This window comes from Citrobacter sp. MGH104 (assembly GCF_001034485.1).
GTDB lineage: Bacteria > Pseudomonadota > Gammaproteobacteria > Enterobacterales > Enterobacteriaceae > Citrobacter > Citrobacter freundii.
Window position 1 is genome coordinate 189297 of the sequence record NZ_KQ089818.1, and the last position, 12775, is coordinate 202071.

Below are 12775 nucleotides of genomic sequence, written 5' to 3' on the forward strand. Positions count from 1 at the left end.
CATGGAGGCATTTTCATTTACGGCATTACTCTTCGCTTTTTTTCTGCTGGCTCAGTCCATACTCACGCAATTTGTTAGCAATCGCAGTATGCGAAACACCTAGGCGCTTGGCCAGCTTGCGCGTGCTGGGATAATTCATATACAGCTGCGTCAACACGGAGCGTTCAAAGCGGCTGGTGATTTCATCCAGCGACCCTTCCATCACCTCTTCTCCGACAGCAACCGTTGCCGCATCGTAATCCGGCAGCAAAATATCCTGTGGTCGCAGCTCATAGCCTTCTAGCTGGGTCAGCGCCCGGTAGATCGCATTTTTAAGCTGACGCACGTTGCCCGGCCAACCATAACGAGTTAGTACCGTGCTGAGATCTGCGGACAGTTTCGGACGCGGCACGCCCTGCTCGTCGGCAAAACGCGCCACAAACAGTTCGGTAAGCGGCATAATATCTTGTGGGCAATCGCGCAGCGGCGGCAGGTTTAGCGTTAGTACATTCAGACGATAATAGAGGTCTTCACGGAAAAGTCCTTTCTGCACCAGTTCCACAAGGTTCTTTTGCGTTGCGCAAATCACGCGAACATCAACATGAACTTCGTGATCTTCTCCCACACGACGGAACGTGCCGTCATTGAGAAAACGCAGCAATTTGGTCTGCATACGCGGCGACATTTCGCCAATTTCATCTAACAGAACCGAACCGCCATTCGCCTGCTCAAAGAAGCCTTTTTTACCTTCCGGCGCATGGCCAAACAGCTCGCTTTCAACCGCATCTTCAGGAATTGACGCGCAGTTCAGCGCCAGATACGGTTTTGACGCACGCGGACTTGCCAGGTGGCAGGCATGAGCAAAGAGATCTTTGCCGGTGCCGGTATTACCGGTAATCAGCAGCGGCGCGCTCAACGTCGCCAGCTTACGCGCCTGTTCCACCACATGTTTCATTTTGGCGCTGACGGCAATAATCTGGCTAAACGCGCTGAGATCCTGCGTAGTCATATTTTGCAGCTGGCGTCCCATTCGGATAGTGGAGCGCAACATCACCACCGCACCGGTCAGCATCTGCTCCTGATTTTCGCCCTGCAAATGGACAGGCGTAATTTCCATCAGGAAATTCTGTCCGTTAATCACGACATGTTCGCTATGGGAATCCTGCGGATTGCTTTCCAGCCAGCGCTGGAAGTTAAACCCATTGATTAACTGGGCAGCGGTATGATTGCGCATCCGTTCCTGACTGTGGGCGAAAAGCTGACAGCTCGCAGGATTCGCCATCTCGATTTTGCTTTTCATATCCAGAGAAAGGACCGGTTCTGGTAGCGCCTCAAGCAGCGCGCTCAGCGCAAGATGTTCACGCTCTGAAGGCATCCAGGGTACAGTACGCACATCCGTAACGCCTGATATACGGCGGATTTCAGCCATCAGACTGCTGAAGTTGGTGAACTCCAGCTCCGCAAAATTAAGGTAAATTCGCCCGATGGGGTCAATCTCGATACCGCGTAAATCAATGCTTCTCAGCACCAGTAAATCGAGCAGTTCGCGGGTCAGACCAAGACGGTCTTCACAAAAGACTTCCAAACGCATAGGAACCTTCACCTGGACAAGGGATTATGTGTTAAATGATAAGCCAGTATTTGGTTTGCAGGAAGAACTCTGTCAACAAATATTGACAGCGAGCTGGAAAATTGGGCGCCGGAGCGTAAAGTTAAACGATCGGCGCCTGTTTTATAGTTAACTTTCGCGCGGAGATTTATTCTTTTGTAAGGTCTCTTTCATCTGACCAATCAGTTGGCGGCGGAAATCGCCCAGCCGTGGCTTATCATCATCGATCCACGGTAGCGGTCGGCATAGTTCCATGGCTTTGATACCCAAACGCGCCGTTAATAAGCCCGCGCCAATGCCCTGAGCTGCACGCGTTGATAAGCGGGCGGCTAAATCCTGCGACATCCAGTCCATTCCTACTTCCCGCACCAGTTCACTGGCCCCGGCAAAAGCGATATTCAACAGCACCAGACGGAACAAACGCAGGCGGCTGTAATAACCCAGCTCAATGCCATACAGAGAAGCAATACGATTAATCAGCCGCAGATTGCGCCAGGCGATAAACGCCATATCCACCAGCGCCAGCGGACTGACGGCAATCATCAGTGTGGATTCTGCCGCTGAACGGCTAATCTCACGCCGGGCTTGCGCATCCAGCACCGGCTGCACCAGATGGGCGTACAGACTAACCACTTCACGATCGTTCTGCGTTTCATGAATTGAGGCATACCAGCGCTGCAATGCCGGATGAGACTGATCGATGCCCGCCTGCTGCGCCAGCTTTTCACAAAATGCACGGCCTTTTCCGGTTCCATGGCTGTGGAGCAGATCTCGCGCTTCATCGCGCTCGTGCGCGCGCTGACGCAATCGCCATAGCCGACGCCATTCGGTCGCCACTGATCCAACCCCTGCACCGATAATCAATGCGCCTGCGGCACATCCTCCCAGCGCGACCCAATCCTGAGTCTGCCAGGCATTCATGGTCCACTGCACACCCTGAGCGACAACGCTCACGCCAAACAGCGCCAGGCCACCCATCACCATCTTACGCCACAGACTACGTTTAGGGCGAAGGGCCGCATCAATAACGGCTTCTGCCTGACCTTCGTCTTCCAGTGGTTCATCCACTGTCGCCGGAGAAAAAGTCTGCGCCTCCGTTTCGTTAAACATCTGCTGCGCTTTAAACGCCGCATTTTGTTCCACATCCAGCGGACCTGAAAAATCGATACGCGGTTTTAACGGCTCGCTCATCGCAATTTATCTCCTATTAAAAACTCCAGCGCGGCATCAAGACGAATATGCGGTAAGGGCTTATCGACATCCATCACCTGCGGGCGAAATGCCTCAAACTGGAAGCCCTGGCTGTCCCAAAACGCTTGTCCAGGTAAACGCGCGGGCACTTCCCCCGGATAAACGGTTAGCGGTTCGCCATCGCTCAGACGATTACCACGCAGCGCGGGGATCTTTTCACCCTTCACATCGATCAGGCCGCTGGTGGTTGCCTGCACCGATGCCAGTCCAAGACAATCCATGCTGATGCCTTCGAACGCAGCGTTTTGCCAGGCATCCTGGATCAACTGCTGTAAAAGCGACACCATATTGGCGTGCTGATCGACCGTGACATGGTCAGCTTTGGTGGCGGCAAACAGCAGTTTGTCGATCACCGGAGAAAACAGCCGACGAAACAGCGTGCGCTGTCCATAATGGAAACTTTGCATCAGTTGGGTCAGCGCCAGACGCATGTCGTTAAACGCCTGTGGCCCGCTGTTGAGCGGTTGCAGGCAATCGACCAGCACAATCTGACGATCAAAGCGCAGGAAGTGATTCTTATAAAATCCCTTCACGACTTTTTCACAGTAGTAATTAAACCTGTCGCGCAGCATGCCCGCATTGGTGTGTTTATCTGCCTGCGCCAGCTTCGATTCTCCCCAGGCATCAACGTCCGGCCACGGGAAGAATTGCAACGCAGGCGCGCCCGCCATATCTCCTGGCAGAACAAAACGGCCCGGCTGAATAAAGTGCAGTCCCTGCTGCTTGCATTGATGCAGATACTCCGTCCAGGCAGCAGCAATTTCCGCCAGACGGTTTTCGTCAGCAGGTGCCAGTGGATCCAGCCCGTGGCTTAACTGCCGCCATTTTGCCGACCATTCGCCACGCTGCCCCTGTAATAATCCGGTCATTTGCCGCGACCAGCTCAAATAATCCTGGGCCAGCATCGGTAAATCGAGTAGCCACTCCCCCGGATAATCGACGATTTCCAGGTACAGCGTGGAGGTGTCTTTAAAGTGGCGCAGTAATGAGTCATTAGACTTGTAACGCAGCGCCAGACGAATTTCACTCACACCGCGCGTTGGTGTCGGCCAGGTCGGCGGAGAGCCATACAGCTGCGCCAGTCCTTCATCATAGGTAAAGCGCGGAATACCAAAGTCGCGTTGTGGAACCCGTTTCACGCCAAGCAGACGCTCTTCGCGCACGCAACTGAGCAACGGCAAACGCGCACCGGCATGAATATTGAGTAACTGATTTACCATTGCGGTGATAAACGCCGTTTTACCGCTCCGGCTAAGTCCGGTGACAGCCAGGCGTAAATGCCGGTCTACGCCGCGATTAACCAGCGAATTGAATTCATTTTTAAGTCGCTTCATCGCCATCCCGTTTTGCTGAAGGAACCGAAGAAATTATAACAAACAGGAAGTAAAGATAGGGGTCAATTCTTACTTATCAACTACCTGAGCTGTATCAGGCGGCATTATTCTTACCGCCTGTAGCAGAATGAATGTGGGCGGTTTATTTATTCTCTACTTTAGGAAGCGCTATCTGATTGATGCCACCTTCGTTGGACACCTGCGTGTAGCCCATTTCAGTCAGCATATCTTTCACCTGCCCTGATTGACGCCCGGAGTTGCAATAGAGCTTCACGGTATCGTTCTTATCTGGAACTTCAGTTACGATACGCGCCTTGATCTCTTTTAACGGGATGTTGACAGCCCCCTGAATATGCTGCTGTTGGTACTGTTCAGGAACGCGAACATCAATCCAGTGCTCGGCAGCATAAACCGGCATGCCAATAACCAGTGCCAACGCTAATACGCTTTTCTTCAACATAATATCTTCCTGACTGATAGTTGGATTTAACCCTTACACTATACGCCAGTTCTTAAGAAAATATTGCGACCGCATTATCACCGTCCGCACCCGTGGACGATTGTTCCTCAGCACGCACATAGTGCGGTTAGCCTTTTGATTTTCCAACTCGCATTCCGAGATTGTTGTCATTCGCCACTTAACTCCATAATATGTCCGCCATTGACTCTCGGACGGAGCTTGGGATCTATGTCTCCTACCATTTATGATATTGCACGAGCCGCTGGCGTATCAAAATCCACGGTATCGCGCGTGCTTAATAAGCAAACCAACATCTCGCCGGAGGCGCTTGAAAAGGTGCTGCGCGCAATTGATGAGTTACAGTATCAGCCTAATAAACTAGCTCGCGCGCTTACCTCTTCCGGATTTGATGCAATAATGGTGATATCTACCCGTTCTGCAAAAACAACTGCCGGTAATCCGTTTTTCTCTGAAGTATTGCATGCAATTACTGCCAAGGCTGAAGAAGTCGGTTTTGATGTCATATTGCAGACGTCGCGAAGCACCGAAGATGATTTACAAAAATGTGAGAGCAAAATTAAGCAGAAGTTGATCAAAGGGATCATTATGCTGAGCTCTCCTGCCGATGAATCATTTTTTGCTCGGTTGGATAAATACAACGTCCCGGTTGTGGTTATCGGGAAGGTTGAAGGTGACTACACTAATGTCTATTCTGTAGACACCGATAATTATCGCGACAGTATTACGCTGACAAATGCGCTGATTGAGAGTGGCCACCGTAATATAGCCTGTTTGCATGCACCGCTTGACGTTCATGTTTCTATCGATCGCGTTAACGGTTATAAATCCAGCCTTCAGGCACATAATATTAAAATGCGCGATGAGTGGGTTATTGACGGGGGGTATACTCATGAAACCGCCCTACTTGCTTCTCGAAAATTACTTAGTCAGCAACCGTTACCCGATGCCGTATTTGCGACAGACAGCTTGAAGTTAATGAGTTTATATCGCGTAGCGGCCGAGAAAAACATTTCCATTCCAAAGCAACTTGCCGTTGTAGGCTATAGTAATGAGCTACTTTCTTTTATGCTCACACCAGTTCCTGGTGGAATTGATGTACCTACTCAGCAGTTGGGTGAACAAAGTTGTAATTTATTATTTAATCTGATTGCAGGTGAAAAAGGATTACAGAATATCACGGTGAGAACGCAAATATCATTGGCGGACTCACTGGTGTAAAAACAGGGGCATAATAATGCCCCTGTTCATTTTTAGAATGCGTAGTTCACGCCTATGCCAGCATAATGGAACCTGTCGCTTTCACCTTCGTCATGATCTTCCCATTCATAAGCATACTCCAGAGACATTGATAAACCGTTCTGGAAATCATACGCATACAATAAACCGAGGCGATTGAAATTATGGCCTTCGCGTTCAGGATCATCCTGCCAGTCCCAGTTTGACCAGCGATCAAGCCCGATACGGGTATACGGCGTCAGGGTTGTATTGCCGAAGGACAGAGGCAGATAAGCACGAATTTCCTGGGTTGAGAACTCACCATTATTACGCGAATCTGCCAGATTAAAGCCGCGTTCAAGGTAATAGTTGACCGTTAACCCTACTGTTTTGTTAAACGTATAATTCAACCCGCTCTCACTTTCGACGCGGCTATCAGAGTAGCCGGTGGTGCTCAAATCATTAACGAATTGATACATCGCAAACCAGCCGCTAAAGCGCAGATCATCGGTAAGTTTAACATCCCAATCTGGCTGCACTTTCCAGCGCTGCATATTAGCTGTATCTTTTCCGGGTTCATTGACATAGTGATAACCGTAATTACGAAAGCCACCGGTCAGACCGAAATTAACATTCTCGCTTTCAAGGAATTGATAGCGGACTTCCAGTTCAGGGCGGTCAAACCATGTACCGCGCTTGCCCTCGCTGTAATCAACCGGTCCTTCCTGGTAATAGGCCAGCGATATTTTCCACGGCCCATTGGACGCATTAAAATAGACGGACGGCTCAGCCAGTCCATCCATATCTTCGCCCTGACCTTCAACGTTTTCTATTTCGTACATAGCACCGATATTAAAGTGCCAGTCATTCTTTTCAGCAGCCTGCGCGCAGGCCATTCCTGCGCTCATAATCAGCGCAGTCGCGGACAGTAGGGTTTTCATTATTATTCCTTGTTAAAATACTCGCAAAAATGCCCCAAGGCGCGGGGGATTATTATCCCCCGGAATTTTATTGAATAGCCACTTCAGTTTCAGTATCAAAGAAATGGCATTTCGCCATATCAAAATGAATAGTGATGTTTTCTCCTGCGTGATAATCATTCACTGCCCCAGCACGGACCACTAACTCATGCCCCCCAACAATGGTATAAAGCATAAATTCAGCGCCAGTTAATTCTGCAACGCTAATTTTTGCCGGTACACTATTTTCATTATTAAGCTGCGGAAGTATATCTTCAGGGCGAATTCCCAGCGTGACCGCCTGATGTTCATAACCCTGTTCTTTTAATTGTGCTAATTTATTCTCTGGAATCGTTAATTTTAGTGTTTCAGTAACAAACTTATCACCGTCAATCGCGCCACGAATAAAGTTCATGGCCGGTGAGCCAATAAATCCTGCGACAAACATATTTGCTGGGTGGTTATAAACTGTTTTCGGCGCACCAACCTGCTGAACAATACCATCCTTCATAATCACAATACGCGTCGCCATCGTCATGGCTTCTGTTTGATCGTGGGTAACATATATCATGGTGGTATTGAGTTTCTGATGCAGCTTGCTTATTTCTGCCCGCATCTGTACGCGAAGTTTGGCATCGAGATTCGATAAGGGTTCATCCATCAGGAAGACCCCTGCCTCACGAACAATCGCACGCCCCAGTGCCACACGTTGACGCTGACCACCGGATAACGCACCCGGTTTACGTTGCAGATAATCGCGCAGGCCAAGGATTTGCGCCGCCCAGTTGACACGTTCCTCAATCACGGCAGGGGCAATTTTCTGCATTTTCAGGCCAAACGCCATGTTGTCATAGACTGTCATGTGCGGGTACAACGCGTAGTTCTGAAAGACCATCGCAATGTTGCGCGATTTCGCCGGCACATCGTTCATCCGTTTACCGTCAATCAGCAGATCGCCACCGCTGATCTCCTCCAGACCGGCGATCATGCGCAACGTCGTTGATTTCCCACAGCCTGAAGGGCCAACAAAAACAATAAACTCTTTGTCTTCAATTTCCAGATTGAAGTCTTTAACAACGTGTACCTGGTTGTCGTAAATTTTTTGAATGTGTTGCAACGAAAGCTGTGCCATGTTGAATCCTTTACTTGTCGTGTTGCCAGAGAGCCGATAAGCACGGCCACGTCAGAAATTCGGTTGAAGGAAGTTGCAAGCTTGCTCCGTTCAGCCCCGTACCAATGCCAACAGAGAGCATGCCGCAGGCGTTGATCGCATCAATACCCGCCTGAGCATCTTCTATGCCAATACACTGCTGCGGGTCAGCGCCAAGGCCGGCACAGGCTGCCAGAAAAATCTCCGGATCCGGTTTCGAGCGAGAAATTAGCGCGGCATCCGCACAGAAATCAAAATAAGATTTAAGATCAAGCGCTTGTAAAATCGCAGGGGCATTGAGCGACACAGAGGCCAGCCCCACCGGAATCCGCTCTTCCCGCAACGTCATCAGCAGCTCACGTATTCCCGGCAATACCGAGTTCACCGTCAACTGGCGCAAAGAATGGACATACAGTCTGTTTTTTCTCTCGGCCAATTGTGCGCAAACCTCAGGTGTAAACTCTCCCGCTTTCCCGCCATATTGCAAAATACGCTGTAGCGATTCGCCGCGACTAATCCCTTTCAGGCTGTCATTAAATGCCTCGTTAATCGCAATCCCTATTTCACCGGCTACCTGCCGCCAGGCGAGAAAATGCAGATGTGCAGTGTCGGTAATCACGCCATCTAAATCAAAAATGATGGCCTGTGGTTTGAGGATCATTCATCATCCCCTTTCGTGGTAGCGGTCCCATAAGTGGGCGAAATAATGGCGTCATTGCAGATAACTATCTCCCCCTGAACAGAGATCTTTTCCCCTTTTACCCAAAGAGTAATCTGCTCGGCGCTGTTAATACGGATTTCAGTTGCATTGATGGTTACCTGCAAATCGATACCCTGCCAGCGCAGTGGGAAAGACAGTGTTTGCCAATGTTCCGGTAATGCAGGGGCAAGATGTAACTCCCCATGGCGAACATTCACTCCGGCAAATCCCTGGATAGCGCCCAACCAGATTGCGCCCGTTGCCGCCGCATGAATACCATCATCGCAGCTGTGCGGGTCATCCCCGAGATCGATTAGCGAACCTTCGCGCCAAAACCGATACCCCTGAGCCGAATCACCACAACGCGCAGCCACAATCCCGTGAATCGCCTTACTCAAAGAGGAGTCGTGAATCGTACGTGGCTCGTAATAACGCAGGTTAGCCAGACAGGTTTGCGGGCTAAATTGCTCCGGCAACATGTAGGTCAGCATCACGACATCAGCCTGTTTGAGAATTTGCATCTCATTGACTTCTGCACGGGAGTAATCGAGCAAAATGGTCTGCTTGCCCGCTTTGGCTTTGTACTGCGACAGATCGATAACCGGTTTGTTCAGGAAGGTATCATCCTGAGGAAGCACGCCATCGGGCTGCACTTCCGGTCGCCAGAGATACTGTAAAAAATGCTCTGCGCGATGAATAAACGTGTCATCGCCACAGCCCAACCGACGGGCAAAACCCAGCGCCTGCTCTACGTTGTACCTGGCCATGTAGTTGGTGAACGCATTGTTGTTCACATGCTCAGTGTATTCATCCGGGCCAATCACATCGTGGATCTCTAAACGATCGTTGACCATGACAGCCCTGCTAATCCAGAACTTCGCCGTTTCCAGCAGTAGCGTCATGCCCTCACGGGTCATGAAGTTTAGATCCCCTGTGGCATGCCAGTAATTGATTACCGCCCAGGCAACATCCGCCACGAGGTGATGTTCAGCCTGTGCGGAGGCCACTTTTTGCCGCAGCCCGGTACGGATGTTGATCGCCGCGAATTCAGGCGTTTCCTCATCACCGCTGCGAGCGCTTTCCCACGGGAACAACGCGCCCTGCCAACCGTTACGGCGGGCTTTCTCACGCGCGCCCGGCAAATTATGCCAGCGGTAACGCAATAGACCTCTCGCGGTTTTCGGTTCGGTAAACAAGTGAAACGGTAACAAAAAGACCTCAGTATCCCAGAAGATGTGGCCTTTATACCCTTCCCCCGTCAGACCTTTGGCCGCAATACTGCTGCGCTCATCATGGTCTGGGGTCATCACACGCAGATGATAGAGGGCATAGTCCAGCGCGCGCTGATCGCTAATATCAGAGCTGGTAACCTGAACGCGACGAGTTTGCCACCAGGCATGCCAGTTGGCGCTCGACTCAGCCAACAGAGCGTCATATCCCTGTTGCGCGCATGCTTCAATGTTACGCAGCGACTGGCGTCCCCAGGTCTCAAGCGACAGGTTGCGTTCGCTCGTCCAGTCAACCCAACTCATTTTCGTCAGCGTGACGCGCTGCCCGGCTTGCGCCTGCACGGTGTTGTGTTGTAACAACCGACGTTCTTTCGCGGTGAAGCAGCGCTGCGCTGCGCCGTCGACGTCACAATATGAGGTGATCGCGATATCGTTGCGATTGTCCTGGGTTGTGTAAATGCCCTGCAGAAGATGCTGACCAAATACTCTAATCTGTGTTTCATCCAGATGCTGACGACCATGATTGGTGATCGTGGCATCAATACCGGTTGAGATACCAATGCTGGCATCGGCATCCAGTGGCGTTACGACCACTTCCATAGCAAACAGCGGCAGCTTCTGTGCTGAGACAAACCGCCGACTCTCAATAGCGAAACGCGCCCCGCCAGGCGCATGCCAGATAAGCGCACGGCGCAATTCCCCGCTGGCAAAATCCAGTTCGCGATGCCAGCTTTCAATCACGCCGCTGGTTAGCGAGAAAATCTCGCCATTAAGCGTGATCTCCACTCCGACTACATCGGGTAGATTAACCAGTTCATTAATTTCGCCTTTACCCGCACGGTGATACAACCCAGCCAGATACATGCCACGAGTCTGTAAGGTGTAAGCTTCCTCGTGGCTGGCGCGAATTCCCATATACCCGTTACCGGTCGTCATGAGTGACGCATATTTATTCAGGCTGTGTGGGCAAAAAGCCGGTTCAGTTAGCATTACTGGCTTCGTCATAAGTCTACGTAGGTCCCTGTTTCAGCCGATTGGTACAGTGCGGCAACCAGTTGTTGAATAACGACGCCCTGCTCTGCGTCAGCAATAGTGACAGGCTCGCCCTGGACATGGTTAACGAAGGCTTCCATGCTGCGATAATGACGGTTGTCATCAGCCATCTCGCGCGCAAGCAGCACGTCAAGCGTACCATCACGGTCGGTGTAAACCTGGGCCGGGAATAACGTCGCCCCCGCCAAATCGCCGCAGAAATTAACGTTCATAATCGATTGTTCAGGAATATTCAGCGCGAAAGAGGTTTCCAGGCGCAGGATACCGCCGTTATGAAATTCAATCGTACCGAACAAAGAATCCTCCACGGTATATGTAGTGGGATCCCATTTCCCAAACTGACCGCTGTTTTTAATCGTGCCAATGCGTTGATAGCTGTGCGCGTTAACACGCTTTACCGCCGGGAACCCCAGCACATACATGGCGGCATCAAGCATATGAATACCGAGATCAATCAGCGGCCCGCCGCCCTGCAGTTCTTTGTTGGTAAACACTCCCCAGCCGGGCACGCCGCAGCGGCGCAAAGCGCGGACATTGGTGACATAGATTTCACCCAGAACACCAGCCATCACCTGCTCACGAAGCAGTTGCGTATCCAGCGCAAAACGATGATGAAAATCATAAGCCAGTACTTTTCCCACCCGACGCGCCGTTTTGCACATCTCCAGCGCCTCGTCTGGCGTCATTGCCGGAGGTTTCTCGCACATCACATGGCATCCAGCGTTCAACGCCAACATGGTGTGTTCATAATGAAAACGATTGGGCGAGCAGATGCTGACGATATCTGGCTTAGCTTCGCGTAACATCGTCTGGGGATCGTCCCAAACCTGCGGATTACCGTATTTTTCTGCAAACAGCCGCGCCTGTGACAGGCGACTGTCGCAGACAGCCACCAGTTCCAGATCGTTGCGGGTGCAGTAGTACGAAGCATGGACTTTATCCGCCACCTGCCCGGCGCCAATAATGGCGACACGTAACGGAGCGCTTGTCAGTGCACTTTTCACGGAAATCCTCTTAGCAAGTACGCAGCCAGGTCAGTGACTGACGATACGCTTCCGGCAGGTTCTCTGCCCGTACGCGTCCTTCGTACACGACGTAACCCTGATAATTATCTTCACGCAGTTGATCAAACAGCGCCGTGAAATCCAGCGTACCGCTCCCCGGCTGATAACGATGATTATCTGCAATATGGACGTGACCCAGCAGATCGCGATTGTCGTGCAGCGCCTGTGCCATATCGTCTTCTTCGATATTCATATGGTAAAAATCACCAATGATTTGCACATGCTTCAGGTTGTTTTCCACGATATAGCGGCGGGCATCCGCCAGGGTGTTGATCATATGATCCTGATAGCGATTGAGCGGTTCCAGATACACCACCGTCCCCGTACGATGGGCAACTTTATCAAGATAAATCAATGAATCGCTGATAGCTTTACGATCGCCTTCCTGGCTACGTGGAGAGGTCATCGGCGGTAGGCGGAAGGTAAACATGCCCCATGCAGCAGGTACAATAATGCCTTGTCCGCCGACTTCGGCCAGCGCTTCGAGAATGCGGGTAATCTGCTGCAACCCGTTTAAACGACGCTCTTCGATAAAATCACCGATCCAACCGTCATATCCTCCACAGGCAGTGGTAACAGGCAAACCTGTTTCTTTTATCGCCGCTTTTACTTCATCAAGGTTATTGACCAGCAACTTACCGTCAATTTCAAAACCGTCAAACCCCATCTCTTTGATATAAAGGAATTTCTCGAGAATATTTTCCGGGAAAAAAGCCTGATTCTGTGTTCCAATTTTCATCTTCTGCATTCC

At 50.9% G+C, this 12775-nt stretch carries 11 protein-coding genes; 1 reads left to right on the forward strand and 10 read right to left on the reverse strand.

Annotated elements, in window-relative coordinates:
* Nucleotides 1-25: 25 nt before the first annotated feature.
* From tyrR to pspE, 4 genes are all read right to left on the reverse strand, one after another.
* On the reverse strand, nucleotides 26-1570 hold the full coding sequence (gene tyrR, locus SK34_RS00845) for a transcriptional regulator TyrR (protein WP_032935606.1): 1545 nt from the start codon (nucleotides 1568-1570) through the stop codon (nucleotides 26-28).
* A gap of 147 nt (nucleotides 1571-1717) precedes the next feature.
* On the reverse strand, nucleotides 1718-2779 hold the full coding sequence (locus tag SK34_RS00850; RefSeq protein ID WP_048232116.1) for a YcjF family protein: 1062 nt from the start codon (nucleotides 2777-2779) through the stop codon (nucleotides 1718-1720).
* Nucleotides 2776-4173, reverse strand: coding sequence for a YcjX family GTP-binding protein (locus SK34_RS00855; RefSeq protein ID WP_044700128.1), 1398 nt, complete (start codon nucleotides 4171-4173; stop codon nucleotides 2776-2778). The genes SK34_RS00850 and SK34_RS00855 overlap by 4 nt, the downstream gene beginning before the upstream one ends.
* A 142-nt stretch (nucleotides 4174-4315) precedes the next feature.
* Nucleotides 4316-4633 (reverse strand): thiosulfate sulfurtransferase PspE, encoded by a 318-nt coding sequence (gene pspE / locus SK34_RS00860; RefSeq protein WP_048232117.1) that lies wholly within the window; start codon nucleotides 4631-4633, stop codon nucleotides 4316-4318.
* A gap of 228 nt (nucleotides 4634-4861) precedes the next feature.
* On the opposite strand from pspE, the gene SK34_RS00865 reads away from it, so the two are divergent.
* Nucleotides 4862-5872, forward strand: coding sequence for a LacI family DNA-binding transcriptional regulator (locus SK34_RS00865; protein WP_016150316.1), 1011 nt, complete (start codon nucleotides 4862-4864; stop codon nucleotides 5870-5872).
* A gap of 32 nt (nucleotides 5873-5904) precedes the next feature.
* Here SK34_RS00865 and SK34_RS00870 read toward each other — a convergent pair whose 3' ends face one another.
* From SK34_RS00870 to SK34_RS00895, 6 genes are all read right to left on the reverse strand, one after another.
* Nucleotides 5905-6810 (reverse strand): OmpG family monomeric porin, encoded by a 906-nt coding sequence (locus SK34_RS00870; protein WP_016150317.1) that lies wholly within the window; start codon nucleotides 6808-6810, stop codon nucleotides 5905-5907.
* A 67-nt stretch (nucleotides 6811-6877) separates the two neighbouring features.
* Entirely contained in the window at nucleotides 6878-7960 is a 1083-nt protein-coding gene (locus SK34_RS00875) for an ABC transporter ATP-binding protein (protein ID WP_016150318.1), read from the reverse strand.
* A gap of 10 nt (nucleotides 7961-7970) precedes the next feature.
* Entirely contained in the window at nucleotides 7971-8639 is a 669-nt protein-coding gene (pgmB, locus tag SK34_RS00880) for a beta-phosphoglucomutase (RefSeq protein WP_016150319.1), read from the reverse strand.
* Nucleotides 8636-10912: a glycoside hydrolase family 65 protein gene (locus tag SK34_RS00885; RefSeq protein ID WP_146252128.1), complete on the reverse strand. Its 2277-nt coding sequence runs from the start codon at nucleotides 10910-10912 to the stop codon at nucleotides 8636-8638. The genes pgmB and SK34_RS00885 overlap by 4 nt, the downstream gene beginning before the upstream one ends.
* Nucleotides 10909-11964, reverse strand: coding sequence for a D-glucoside 3-dehydrogenase (locus SK34_RS00890; protein WP_048232119.1), 1056 nt, complete (start codon nucleotides 11962-11964; stop codon nucleotides 10909-10911). Before SK34_RS00890 ends, SK34_RS00885 begins: the two co-directional genes overlap by 4 nt.
* A 10-nt stretch (nucleotides 11965-11974) precedes the next feature.
* Nucleotides 11975-12763, reverse strand: coding sequence for a 3-dehydro-D-guloside 4-epimerase (locus SK34_RS00895; protein ID WP_048232121.1), 789 nt, complete (start codon nucleotides 12761-12763; stop codon nucleotides 11975-11977).
* Nucleotides 12764-12775 lie beyond the last annotated feature (12 nt).